At 70.0% G+C, this 10,830-nt stretch carries 11 protein-coding genes and 1 pseudogene; 5 read left to right on the plus strand and 7 right to left on the minus strand.

Annotated elements, in window-relative coordinates:
- Positions 1 to 2 precede the first annotated feature (2 nt).
- Positions 3 to 1,244, minus strand: coding sequence for an HlyD family secretion protein (locus FV228_RS10780; RefSeq protein ID WP_147854625.1), 1,242 nt, complete (start codon positions 1,242 to 1,244; stop codon positions 3 to 5).
- A 138-nt stretch (positions 1,245 to 1,382) separates the two neighbouring features.
- On the opposite strand from FV228_RS10780, the gene FV228_RS10785 reads away from it, so the two are divergent.
- From FV228_RS10785 to FV228_RS10800, 4 genes are all read left to right on the plus strand, one after another.
- Entirely contained in the window at positions 1,383 to 2,021 is a 639-nt protein-coding gene (locus FV228_RS10785) for a TetR/AcrR family transcriptional regulator (protein ID WP_147854626.1), read from the plus strand.
- 200 nt (positions 2,022 to 2,221) lie between these two features.
- Positions 2,222 to 3,481: an MFS transporter gene (locus tag FV228_RS10790; protein ID WP_147854627.1), complete on the plus strand. Its 1,260-nt coding sequence runs from the start codon at positions 2,222 to 2,224 to the stop codon at positions 3,479 to 3,481.
- A complete protein-coding gene (gene fhuF / locus FV228_RS10795; RefSeq protein ID WP_147854628.1) occupies positions 3,478 to 4,182 on the plus strand; it encodes a siderophore-iron reductase FhuF in 705 nt (234 codons plus the stop codon). Before FV228_RS10790 ends, fhuF begins: the two co-directional genes overlap by 4 nt.
- Positions 4,183 to 4,192: 10 nt before the next feature.
- A complete protein-coding gene (locus FV228_RS10800; protein WP_147854629.1) occupies positions 4,193 to 5,944 on the plus strand; it encodes an ABC transporter ATP-binding protein in 1,752 nt (583 codons plus the stop codon).
- 64 nt (positions 5,945 to 6,008) lie between these two features.
- Here the strand turns inward: FV228_RS10800 and FV228_RS10805 are convergent, their stop codons facing one another.
- The 4 genes from FV228_RS10805 to FV228_RS10820 all read right to left on the minus strand — a co-directional run bounded on the left by FV228_RS10805 (position 6,009) and on the right by FV228_RS10820 (position 8,506).
- Positions 6,009 to 6,893 carry an NAD(P)H-hydrate dehydratase gene (locus tag FV228_RS10805; RefSeq protein WP_147854630.1) on the minus strand — a complete coding sequence of 295 codons (885 nt, stop codon included), beginning with the start codon at positions 6,891 to 6,893 and terminating at the stop codon, positions 6,009 to 6,011.
- Positions 6,894 to 6,931: 38 nt separating this feature from the next.
- On the minus strand, positions 6,932 to 7,696 hold the full coding sequence (locus FV228_RS10810) for a histidine phosphatase family protein (RefSeq protein ID WP_147854631.1): 765 nt from the start codon (positions 7,694 to 7,696) through the stop codon (positions 6,932 to 6,934).
- Positions 7,697 to 7,780: 84 nt separating this feature from the next.
- The gene (locus tag FV228_RS10815; protein WP_147854632.1) at positions 7,781 to 8,269 is read right to left on the minus strand and encodes a CinA family protein; all 489 of its coding nucleotides are present in this window, start codon (positions 8,267 to 8,269) and stop codon (positions 7,781 to 7,783) included.
- A 15-nt stretch (positions 8,270 to 8,284) separates the two neighbouring features.
- Positions 8,285 to 8,506 carry a hypothetical protein gene (locus FV228_RS10820; RefSeq protein ID WP_147854633.1) on the minus strand — a complete coding sequence of 74 codons (222 nt, stop codon included), beginning with the start codon at positions 8,504 to 8,506 and terminating at the stop codon, positions 8,285 to 8,287.
- Between the two features lie 523 nt (positions 8,507 to 9,029).
- On the opposite strand from FV228_RS10820, the gene FV228_RS10825 reads away from it, so the two are divergent.
- Positions 9,030 to 9,302, plus strand: a complete 273-nt coding sequence (locus tag FV228_RS10825; RefSeq protein WP_147854634.1) for a hypothetical protein — start codon at positions 9,030 to 9,032, stop codon at positions 9,300 to 9,302.
- Between the two features lie 347 nt (positions 9,303 to 9,649).
- Here the strand turns inward: FV228_RS10825 and FV228_RS10830 are convergent, their stop codons facing one another.
- Positions 9,650 to 10,408: a DUF2076 domain-containing protein gene (locus FV228_RS10830; protein WP_147854635.1), complete on the minus strand. Its 759-nt coding sequence runs from the start codon at positions 10,406 to 10,408 to the stop codon at positions 9,650 to 9,652.
- Between the two features lie 210 nt (positions 10,409 to 10,618).
- Positions 10,619 to 10,830, minus strand: a pseudogene (locus tag FV228_RS10835) (porin family protein); the annotation flags it as partial.

The following is a 10,830-nucleotide window of genomic DNA, read 5'->3' on the forward strand; positions in this document are numbered from 1 at the left end:
GCTCAGCGGCTTGCGGCGTCGAACCGCCGGTTCGCGGCCTGGTCCAGGACCGAACGGTCGGTGCCGGTCCGGGTGTCGACCCGCACCTCGGCCGAGAGGCCGGGCCGCAGCAGCCCCTCGCGGGCGATCTCTTCGGGCACCCGCACCCGCACGGGCAGGCGCTGGACGATCTTGGTGAAGTTGCCGGTGGCGTTGTCGGGCGGCAGCAGGCTGAACACCGAGCCCGAGGCCGGCGAGAACGATTCGACAACCCCGTGGATCTCGCGGTCCGGGTAGGCGTCCACCGTCACGATAACCGGCTGGCCCGGGCGCATGCGCTGGACCTGCGTTTCCTTGAAGTTAGCGTCGATGCGCACGCTCTGGAGCGGGACCAGGGCCGCGACCCGGGTGCCCGGCGCCACGTAGGCCCCGGCCTCGACCGCCTTGTTGCCGACCACGCCGTCGAACGGGGCGCGGATCACCGTGAAGTCGAGGTCGCGCCGGGCGCGGTCGACGGCGGTGCGCAACTCGGCCGACAGGCGCTCGGCCTCGCGCTTTTGGGCCTGGAGCACGTCGACATTGGCCCGGGCCGCGAGCAGCCCGGCTTCCATGCCCTTCACAGAGGCTTCGGTGCGGTCCCGGTCGGCGCGGGCCTGGTCGATCCGCGACTTGGCGACGTAATCCGCCTGCATCTGGGTGGCGCGGGCAAAGTCGGCCTGGGCGCGCACGGCATCGGCGCGGCTCGCGTCGATCTGGGCAGAGGCCTGAGAGACCTGCGCCTGCGCGGCCTCGACCTGCCGACCGATCCGCACGATCGTGCTTTCCTGCGTTGCAAGCTTGTCCTGCGCGGCCTGAAGCGCGAGGCGGTAATCGCCGTCGTCCAGCTTGGCGATCACGTCGCCTTTCTTGACCGAGAGGCCGTTCACCACGGGCACGGCCTCGAGATAGCCGGAGACCTTGGCGGCCAGGACCGAGATGTCTGCCTGCACGTAGGCGTCGTCGGTCGAGACGAAGAAACGCCCGACGCTCCACCATTGCCAGCCCTCGTAGCCACCGCCGGCCAGGGCTGCGGCGAGAAGTCCGAGGAGCAGCATGCGCCGCAGCGGCCGCTTCCTGGCCGGCTCGGGTTCCGACGCGATTGGAGCCGCAGAGGCCACCGCGGCGGCGCGGGGCTGGACGGGCGCCGCCGCGGGGCCCTCGGCACGCTCTTCGTCCGACGGCTCGCTGTGCGAACCGGACCGGCCGCCATCCTCGCGAAGGGACATCGTGCGCCTCTGACCTGATGACCGAACCGTTCGGTCAACACACTGGACGCGCCTTGACGCACGTCGAATCTGTGTTCAGGGTAAATTGACCGAACGGTTCGGTCAAGCGAAACGGCGTCTCGGACGCGGAGCAGGGTGATGATTCAGGGCGCAGTGCTGGAACGGGGATCGTCACCGATCGAGAGCGACAAGCGGCGACAGATCCTCGATGGCGCGCGCACGGTGTTCCTGTCGGCGGGGTTCGATGGGGCCAGCATGGGTGAGATCGCCCGGGTAGCCGGCGTCTCGAAGGGAACGCTCTACGTCTACTTCGACAGCAAGGAGGATCTGTTCGAGGCGCTGATCATCCGGGAGAAGAGCAGCCTGGCCGAGGCCCTGTTCACCCTGGACGCCGACGATCCCGACGTGCCGGCGGTGCTGACGAAACTCGGCGCCAGCTTCCTGACCGAGATGGGTCGACCAGAACACGTGGCCGTGGTCCGCATGGTGATCGGCGCCTGCGAGAAATTCCCGCGCTTTGGGCAGGCCTTCTACGAGGCCGGTCCGGCCTGCGGCGTGGCGCGGCTGTCGGGCTATCTGGACGCCCAGGTGCGGGCCGGCCGGCTCCGCGTCGCCGACACCGAACTCGCCGCAAGGCACTTCCTGCACCTCTGCCAGGCCGGCCAGATGACGCGGCTGCTCTTCGCGGCCGGCGACGCGGCGAGCGCGGTCGAGATCCGCTATCAGGTCGACGGCGCAGTCCGGGTGTTCCTGGCCGGGTATGGGCCGGAGCGGTAGGGCGGGTCGATGTCGCGGGTCTCCGCGCGCATATTGTCCAGCATCGAAGGCTTGCCGGGTCCGATCTGCACGGTTTAAGCATGTATACCGAAAGAAGAATATTGAATTAGTTTGATTATAAACTGGCGCTACCGACACGGACCTCGATCGGGGCACGATGAGGCTTGGGGCAAAGATCCCGAGGCCGGACGGCGCATGCGATGCTGCACCCGGTGACCCGGGCAAGCGACGCCGAGGTCGGGGTGCGTCTGGGCGGGTCCCTGGCGGGCGTTCGCCCCCTCGCGCCGTTCTTCTGCCTGTACATGACCTTCGGGGCGACCCTCGGATTCCTCGCCGGCGGAGCGCCGCTGATCCTGCGGGTCCGGGGGCTCGATCTCGCCGAAGTCGGATTGCTGCAGCTCATCAACCTTCCGGTGGGCCTGACCTTCCTGTGGGCCGGCGCCATCGACCGGATCCGTCTGCCGTTCCTCGATCACCGGGTCGGATGGATCGTCGCCGCACAGGGCGTGACGGTCCTGCTGCTGGGCGCCCTGAGCTTCGGTGAGCACTGGCCGGTGTCGGCGCTGCTCCTGCTGGCGATCGCGGCCTGTGCCTGCGTCGCAACCATGGACATCGCCCTGGAGGCCCTGGTCGTCGAGACGATCCCGGCGAAGCGACGGGCGTTCGTCGCCTCCGCCAAGCTCTGCGGGGCGTCCCTCGGCGGCATCCTCGGCGTCGGCGTCCTGGTCGGCTCCTACGATATCCTCGGATGGCGGGTTGCCGTTCTGGCCTGCGCCGCGCTCGACGCCCTCTGTCTCCTGCCGATCCTCGGCTATCCGGAGGCCCGCCTCCACGGTTCCGGCGGACTGCCGGAACGGTGGTCGGGGTCGTTCGCCCGGCTGCGCGCCCTCGGCGCGCGGATCCTGGTGCTCGGCGCCTACTTCGCCGCCGCCTACCTCTTGTCGGGGCCGAACACGCTGGCGCTGCTCGATCTCGGCGTGCCCCTCGCGCAGGTCGGCTTTCTCACCGGAACGGTGCTGCCGGGGATCAATCTCGTCATGGCGCTGGTGGCGGGCGGCCTCGCCGCACGCTTCGGCACAGCCCGGCTGATCGCGGTCGGGGCGGTCGGCGTCCTCATCTCCGGCGGCGTGATGGCGTTCGCCTGCGCTGCCGGCGCAGTGGGTGTTGCTGTCGGGGCAACCGTCCTGAACTTCGTCTGCGGCGGGATCCTGGGGGTGCCGGTGTTCAATATGATCTACCGCTGGGCCCAGGGACCGAGGCCGGCCACGGACTACGCGCTGCTGTTCGGCGCAGCGTTCTTCGCAGCGATGCCGCTCCGGGTCGCCGCCCCGGCGCTCGCCGAGTGGGTGGGGTGGTCTTCCTACTTCGGCGCAGCGCTGCCGATCTACGCCGCCTCGGTGGCTTGGCTCGTGGTGACGGTCGATCGGACCCTTCGGGCCGACGGAGCGGGGACGCGATGATCGCGGCGGTCGCCGCGCGCGTCCCCGCGTCGCTGGAAGCGTACCGGGACGGCGTCGCCGTCGGGCCCGGCGGTCCCACGGCGCTTCCCGTCGCCGCGCTGCGCGATCCGGCCGTGTTCGACGCGACGCTGGCAACCTTCGGAGCCGGATACGGTGCCGTCGACCGGCGCGTCCTGGTCTCGTACTGGAGCCAGTTCTACCTGGCCGCCCTCGCGACGCCGGCCCTGACCGCACTGATCTGTCTCGGCCGCCCACTGCCGCTCGGCTTCGACACGACGCGTCTCGAACTCGATGATGCCGGCCGCCCCGCCCGCCTCCTGGTCCCGGCGGAGACCCCGGATTGCCGGTCGGATTGCGCGTCCGGCCTGGCGGGTCTGGTCGAGGGGCACCTGAACCCGTTCGTCGAAATGTGCCACGCCCGATGCGGCATCGCCCCCCGGGTCCTGTGGGGGAACGCGGCGGTGATCCTCGACTACGTCGCCGGGGAACTCGGCGGCGCAAATGAACCGGCCTGCGCGGCCGCCGCGAGCAGGCTCGGATGGCGCGGCCCGCTCGCCTGCGGTAGGAACCCCCTTGCGCAGGCCCTGTGCGCGGATGCGTCGGGCTGCCGGCGGCGGCGCGTCTGCTGCCTGCGCCACCGCCTTCCGGGCGTCCCGTCCTGCGGGGCGCTCTGCCCCCTCGAACGCGCCACCGAGCGTTGACCCGTCCGCCATGCTGAAGGCCTTCCTCGCTTATTACAGGCCGCACCGGACGCTGTTCCTGACGGATTTCGGCTGCGCCGTGCTGTCCGGCCTGCTGGAACTCGGCTTTCCGATCGCCGTGAAGGTCTTCGTCGACCGGCTGCTGCCGCAGCAGGATTGGAGCCTGATCGTGCTGGCGGCCTGCGGCCTCGCACTGGTCTACGTGGCCAATGCCGGCCTGATGGTGGTGGTGACCTATTGGGGCCACGTGCTCGGCATCAACATCGAGACCACGATGCGGGCGCGGGCCTTCGATCACCTGCAGAAGCTCTCGTTCCGGTTCTACGACGGACAGAAGACCGGTCACCTCGTCGCCCGGGTGACGAAGGATCTGGAGGAGATCGGCGAGGTCGCCCATCACGGGCCCGAGGACCTGTTCATCGCCGTGATGACGCTCATCGGCGCCTTCGCGCTCATGGTCTGGGTCCATCCGACCCTGGCCCTGATCACCGGCGCGATCCTGCCGGTCATCGCCTTCGTGAGTTTGCGCTACGGGGGTCGCATGACCCGGAACTGGCAGACGCAGTACGGCCGAGTCGGCGCCTTCAACGCGCGCATCGAGGAGAATGTCGGCGGGATGCGGGTCGTGCAGGCTTTCGCCAACGAGCAGCACGAGCGCGCCCTGTTCGCCCGCGACAACGCCCGCTACCGCGACACCAAGCTCGAAGCCTACCGGCTCATGGCGGCCAGCCTGTCGATCAACTACCTGGGCCTGCGCCTGGTCCAGATCGCAGTGCTGCTCGGCGGCGCGGCCTTCGTGGTCCGCGGCGACCTGACGGCCGGCGGCTTCGTCGGCTTCCTGCTGCTGGTCGGCGTGTTCTACCGCCCGCTGGAGAAGATCGGCGCGGTGATCGAGACCTATCCCAAGGGGGTGGCGGGCTTTCGCCGCTACCAGGACCTGCTGGCCACCGAACCCGACATCGTGGACCGGCCGGACGCACTCGATGCGGGCAGCCTGCGCGGCGACATCCGCTTCGAGGACGTGAGCTTCGGCTACGATGCGAGCCGCCCGATCTTCGGCGGCCTCGACCTGGCGATCGCCGCGGGGGAGACGGTCGCCTTCGTCGGCCCGTCGGGCGTCGGGAAGACGACGCTGTGCGCGCTGCTGCCACGCTTCTATGAGGTCGCGACGGGGCGGGTGACGATCGACGGCATCGACGTGCGCGCCCTCACCCTCGCCTCCCTCCGGCGGCAGATCGGCATCGTGCAGCAGGACGTGTTCCTGTTCGCTGGCACGATCCGCGAAAACATCGCCTACGGACGCCTCGACGCCACCGAGGCCGAGATCGACCAAGCCGCCCGCCGCGCCCGTCTCGGCGCGCTGATCGACAGCCTGCCCACCGGGCTGGACACGGTGGTGGGCGAACGCGGGGTGCGGCTGTCCGGGGGGCAGAAGCAGCGGATCGCCATCGCGCGGGTGTTCCTCAAGAACCCGCCGATCCTGATCCTCGACGAGGCGACCTCGGCCCTCGACACGCAGACCGAGCGCGAGATCCAGCAGGCGCTGGCGGACCTCGCGCAGGGGCGAACGACCCTGGTCATCGCCCATCGGCTGGCGACGATCCGCGACGCCGACCGCATCGTGGTGCTGGGCGAGGACGGCATCGTCGAGCAGGGGCGGCATGCGGCCTTGCTCGATGCCGACGGCGTCTATCGCCGCCTGCACGAGGCGCAGTTCGGGTCGGCTGAAGAAAACGGGATTTCCGCGACAGCGGCGGAGTGAGGCGCAGCGTTCGCGCCGTTCTCCGTCATCGCGAACACTTCGGTCCGATACTGCCGGCAAGCCGCTACGTCATGACCTCGGCCAGGATGAACGGGATCTCCCCTGGGATCTCGCGGGCCATGAACCCGATGCCGCCGTAGCGGCGTGCGAGCCGGCGCCCGGCCTCGCCGTGGGCGTACACACTCCACAGGGCGGCCGCCTCCGGCTCGGCACCGCGGGCGAGCAGGCCGACGACGAGGCCCGCGAGCGTGTCGCCGGAGCCCGACGTAGCCAGCCCGACATGGCCGACCTCGTAGCACCAGGCGCGGCCATCCGGGGCGACGACATGGGTGCGGCCGCCCTTCATGACCGTGACCGTCCCGAAGCGCTCGGTCGCGCGTCGTGCCGCCGCCAGCGGATCCGCCTCGATCGCCATGCGATCCTCATCGAGGAGTTGCGCCATCTCGCCGGCATGCGGGGTGATGATCGCCGGCTTGGACAGGCTCCGCGTCAGATCGGGCTCGGCGCGCAACGCGGCGAGGGCGCCGGCATCCAGGACGAGCGCGGCCTCGCCGGCCCCGCGGACCAGAGCCCCGGTGACGCCCTCGGCGTCGGCATCCTCGGACATGCCCGGTCCGACCAAAACCGCGTCCACGCGGGCGGCCCGCTTCGCGAGCGCCTCGGCGCAGGAGCGGGCGATGCCACCGTCCTCGGTCTGATCGAGACCGACGACCAGCGCCTCCGGCACCGCGATCCCGATCGGGATCGCCAGGTCCCGGCAGACCGCGAGTTGCAGCTTTCCGGCGCCGACCCGGAGCGCCGCATGGGCCGCCAGCAGCACCGCGCCCGGCAGGCCCATACACCCGGCAACGATGAGCACACGGCCACGTTCGTCCTTGCTGTCGCCGTCCGGCTCGGGCGGGGCCATGCTGCGGAGGATATGCTCGGTGACCGGCGTGACGGTGCTCATGGTTTCCCCCGGGCGCTGAGGCCGCCGTCGTGAACGACCTACGTCGTGGCGGCGCCGGCACCGGGTTCGGAGGTAACGGGGGTGCCCTCCGCCTCAAGGGGTGCGACGAAGTTGTAGCGGACCTGAACAAGCCCGCCGCCGGGCGCCGCGGAGGCCGAGAACGCGTATTCGGTCACGCCGCAATTCGGCACGTCCCCTTGGGCGTCGATCGCCAGGATCTCGGCCTCTGTCATCTCCTCCAGCAGGTAGCGCAGACACAGCACGACCACCTGGTGGGCGACCAGGAGGATCCGGCGCCCGTCATGGTGCAGGCCGATCGTGTCGAGGGCGCTGCGCAGGCGCAGGATCACGTCGCACCAGCTCTCGCCGCCCGGCGGGCGATGGTAGAACTTGCCGAGATCGCGCCGCAGTTCGGCCTGCTCGGGATGGTGTCGCTCGATCCCGATCCGTGTCAGCCGGTCGAGGATGCCGAACTCCTTCTCGCGCAGCCGTTCGTCCACGAGGAGCCGCGGCGTTCCGGAAGCGACGCCGCCCGCTGCGCGGATTCCCTCGGCCGTCTCGACCGCACGCCGGTACGGCGAGGCGAGGACGAGGTCCGGGCGCTCGTCGTCGGCGAGGCTCGCGAACCACCGTCCGAGCGCCTCCGCCTGAGAATGACCGAGCGCGCTGAGCGGCACGTCCACATCGCGCTCCGGAATGTCGATGCGCGCGGCGCCAGCAGCCTGGGCCGCGTCGCGGGCGACGTTCCCGGAGCTCTCGCCATGGCGCACGACCCACAACCGAAGCGGGTGTCTCTGAGGCACGGGGATCTCCTGGAGCGATGCCGGTTCGACAGGGCGGAACGTCGGGCCGGCAACCCCGTTCCGGCCCGCCGGCGTCCCCGCCGCTCAGTGTCCTTCCGTGAGAGCCCGGCCCAGCAAATCGAGGAGGCTGCCAGCGAAGGCCCGCATGTTCGTGATCCGGTCCGCACCGCCGGTCTCGATCGTGGACACCAGCGTGACCGGACCGCTGACGGCCAGGCAGCTATGCCCGGCCGCATCGCCGTAGCGGTTGCCGCTGGGGCCGGCGGCGCCGGTCTCGGCGATGCCCCAGGTCGCGCCGTGCCGCTCCCGGACCGTCCGGGCCAGGAGGGCGGCATAGGCCTCGGAGGCCGAGCGCAGGCCGGCCATCGCAGTTGCGTCGATGCCGAGAAGGCCGGCACGGGCCTCGGCGGTGTAGACGATGGCGCCGCCGAGGAAATACGCGCTGGCGCCGGGCACCGAGAGGAGCGCCGCCGAGACGAGCCCCCCGGAGGACGATTCCGCGACCGCCAGCGTCTGCTTGCGCGCCATGAGCAAAGCCCCGAGGGTCGCGGCCTTCGGCAGGAGGTCATGCATGGCCGATCCTCTCGATCATGCGCCGGATTCAGGCCAGACCGCGATCGTCGCGCCCGCGGATTGCAAGGTAACGCGGTGGGAATGCGCGTCCTCCCGGGTCTTGCACAGGTCGATCGCCGACGCGAACCGCGTCCGCGCGGCGATTTCGGTCTCGACATCCTCGGAGATGACCTCATGGTCATCGCGAAACGTGGTCACCCGGAAGGGTGGGCGTTGCTTCAGGTCACTGGCTTCCATGGATGTCGCCTCCCATCGGATCGTGTCGCGGTAAGCGCCCGGCGACCCGGATCGTTGCGCAGTCCCCCGCAGATCCGCCGGATCCGGGCACGGTTCGTTAAGCCTACGGTCGTAGCCCGATGGCTCCTCAACATGCGTGGGTGATATGCCGAGACTGGGCCATAGGATCATCGACGGGCTGGCCCTCGTCCTGGTCGGCACCGGGCTCGCCGCCATCGTGGCGGGATATCAGAGCAATCTGCCTGCGCCAGCGGTACAAGTCGCCGAACTCGCGTCGTCCTGGGCCGACCCGCTGACGACCGGATCGATTACGCCCACGGCCGCCCCGACTCGGCCGCCCCGGAAAAGCGATATCCCGGGCCATCCGACGACCTCCAGCCCACGGGTGTGGATCGATCCGCCGAGCCGCTGACCGCGCCGCTCGGATGCGCCGCCGCCGGTGGAGCCACATCCCCAACGAACGGACCGGGTCCGACCGCGTTGTCCTGGGAGCCCGAAGAGGGGCCGAACCGAGGAAACGCACATGCGCATCAAGATTTACGGCCTTGCGGCCGCGCTCGCCGTCGCCCTGACCGGCACCGCCTATGCCCAGCAGCCCGCCGGCGGCGGCAGTGCGACCGGCAACATGAACAATCCCGGTTCGGTCAAGAGCAACAGCCAGAAGATGAACGAGGGCGCACCCGCCGCGACGACTGGCACCACAACGGGCGCGGCGGGTGCCGCGACCGTGCCTGGGACCGGCACCGCGCGACCGGGTGTCGGCGCCGGCACCAGCACCACGGCTCCGGCCCGATAGCCGCACCGTCGGAACCGAGGCTTAAAGCTTCGGTTTCCGGCCCATGTCACGCTTCCTGTTCCCCGTTGCCATCGTAATCATCCTCGCCAGCGTCGCCTTCGCCCACTGGGAGAATTCAGGACCAGAGCCTGGAGCGACTCCGACCACGATACAGGCTCCGGCCGCGTCGGATCGACTCAAGCTCGGGCGCTGACGACGACGATACCGAACGTCGGCGCTTCGGTCAGTCGCGCCCCGCTGACGGAGCGTTCGACATTGAGGCCGCTTCAGATAGCCGTGCAAGTCGACACAAAAAACCCGGCCGCGCGTGAGCGCGACCGGGCATCGTGTCGGTATGGCTGGATCGATCAGGTCCAGTCGCTGTCGTCGCCGCCGCCGAGGTCGCCGCCGAAATCACCGGACGGATCGCTGAAGCTGGCATCCTGAAAGTCGCTGCCGCCACCACCGCCGTCGAGGGCAGAGCCGAGATCCTGGTTGCCGCCGTCGCCGTAATAGTTGTTCACGACGGTCTCACCACCGCCGCCGAGGCCAGCTGCCGCAGCGCTGCCGAGGCTCGAATGCCCGCCCGCGAAAGCGTTCGACAGGGCGCTGCCGAGTAGCATGCCGCCAGCCGCTCCGGCCGCCATCGGGAGCGCGGTAGCCATGAAGCCGCCGCCCCGGGCCGGAGCGGCCTGGGGCTGGCCGCCCCACGGACCGCCTTGCTGCTGAGGCGGATAGCCCGGCTGCTGCGGGTAACCCTGCTGGGGATAGCCCTGGGGAGCGCCGCCACCCCAGGGCTGGCCGGCAGGCCGCTGCTGCTGCCCGTAGCCGGGCTGCGGCTCCTGGCGCTGACTGCCACCGCCACCGAAGATGCTCGATAGGAACCCGCCACCGCCGGAGGACTGAGCCGGGGCCGCCTGGCTGCGAGCCTGCTCGAGCTGCTGGTTCAGGCTCTTGATCGCCTCTTCCTGCACGTAGATCAGTTGTGCCATCGCGTAGGGAGCATAGGGCTGGGTGCGGAGCTTGTCGGCGATGAAGCGCTCGGCCTCCGCGTCGCGGAGCTGAGTCTGGGCCTGCTCCAGACGCTGGAAGATACCGGAGATGACGTCGCGTTCTTCGCTATTCATGGAGTCGTCCTCCTCGAGTCGTACCCGCGGGCTCGAACGCGCCGCACGGCCGCAGAGGACATGGGTGTGCGGTGACGCTTTGTCAGGGGCGGTTGCGAAAACTTCATCTCACCGCATGCCGGCCCCAGACACGAAAAAACCCGACCTTTCGGCCGGGCTTTCTCAACCGTTCCAGTGAGGCCGGCGCGGGGAGCGCGCCGGGGATGGATCTTAGTACGAGCCGAACTTGTAGTTCAGGCCGGCGCGGACGACGGCGAACTCGTCGTCGCGGCGACCGATCGGGGTCACGTAGGCCGGTGCCAGGTTGGCGGCGTTGACGAGCAGGACACCCTGGTTGCGGGTGCCGCGGTCGAGGTTCACGTACAGGCCTTCGACCTTGAGCGTCACGGCGCTCGAACGGAAGAAGTTCAGGAACGAGTCGG

This window comes from Methylobacterium sp. WL18 (assembly GCF_008040015.1).
In the GTDB taxonomy this organism is placed as follows: Bacteria; Pseudomonadota; Alphaproteobacteria; order Rhizobiales; family Beijerinckiaceae; genus Methylobacterium; species Methylobacterium mesophilicum.

What these genes read in the sequence shown, in the direction of transcription:
- FV228_RS10780 (WP_147854625.1), bottom strand. Translation starts at nt 1,244, where the DNA reads ATGTCCCTTCGCGAGGATGGCGGCCGGTCCGGTTCGCACAGCGAGCCG.
- FV228_RS10785 (WP_147854626.1), top strand. Translation starts at nt 1,383, where the DNA reads ATGATTCAGGGCGCAGTGCTGGAACGGGGATCGTCACCGATCGAGAGC.
- FV228_RS10790 (WP_147854627.1), top strand. Translation starts at nt 2,222, where the DNA reads ATGCTGCACCCGGTGACCCGGGCAAGCGACGCCGAGGTCGGGGTGCGT.
- fhuF (WP_147854628.1), top strand. Translation starts at nt 3,478, where the DNA reads ATGATCGCGGCGGTCGCCGCGCGCGTCCCCGCGTCGCTGGAAGCGTAC.
- FV228_RS10800 (WP_147854629.1), top strand. Translation starts at nt 4,193, where the DNA reads ATGCTGAAGGCCTTCCTCGCTTATTACAGGCCGCACCGGACGCTGTTC.
- FV228_RS10805 (WP_147854630.1), bottom strand. Translation starts at nt 6,893, where the DNA reads ATGAGCACCGTCACGCCGGTCACCGAGCATATCCTCCGCAGCATGGCC.
- FV228_RS10815 (WP_147854632.1), bottom strand. Translation starts at nt 8,269, where the DNA reads ATGCATGACCTCCTGCCGAAGGCCGCGACCCTCGGGGCTTTGCTCATG.
- FV228_RS10820 (WP_147854633.1), bottom strand. Translation starts at nt 8,506, where the DNA reads ATGGAAGCCAGTGACCTGAAGCAACGCCCACCCTTCCGGGTGACCACG.
- FV228_RS10825 (WP_147854634.1), top strand. Translation starts at nt 9,030, where the DNA reads ATGCGCATCAAGATTTACGGCCTTGCGGCCGCGCTCGCCGTCGCCCTG.
- FV228_RS10830 (WP_147854635.1), bottom strand. Translation starts at nt 10,408, where the DNA reads ATGAATAGCGAAGAACGCGACGTCATCTCCGGTATCTTCCAGCGTCTG.